We start from the raw sequence: 416 nt of genomic DNA, 5'->3' as shown, positions 1-416 counted from the left end.
GCCGAGGCCTACGACGTGGCGATGGCCCCGCACTGCCCGCTCGGCCCGGTCGCGCTGGCGTCCTGTGTTCAGGTCGACGCCTGCTCGCCCAACGCTCTCATCCAGGAGCAGAGCATCGACATCCACTACAACGAAACCACCGACGTGCTGGACTACCTTGCCGACCCGTCGGTGTTCGACTACGAGGACGGGTTCGTCACTGTCCCCACCGACCCCGGACTGGGTATCGACATCGACGAGGCGTTCCTCCGGGAGCAGTCCCAGCAGGACGTCGACTGGCACAACCCCGTCTGGCGACACGACGACGGCAGCGTCGCCGAGTGGTAGCTCGGCGGCTCCTCATCGGTAACTGGCTATCCTCTCGCACTCTCTCACCGGACAACTGTGAGACCGGCAGCACGGACACGCACCAAAGG

General features: G+C 65.6%; 1 protein-coding gene. It reads left to right on the top strand.

Going from position 1 to position 416, the window contains the following annotated elements; genetic code table 11:
• A partial coding sequence (locus tag FY251_RS21795; protein WP_305037598.1) for an enolase C-terminal domain-like protein occupies positions 1-327 on the top strand: 327 nt, incomplete at its 5' end.
• Positions 328-416: the final 89 nt, after the last annotated feature.

This window comes from Haloferax sp. KTX1, from assembly GCF_902410085.1.
Classification (GTDB): Archaea; Halobacteriota; Halobacteria; order Halobacteriales; family Haloferacaceae; genus Haloferax; species Haloferax massiliensis.
This window is presented reverse-complemented; position numbering and strand designations above follow the sequence as displayed.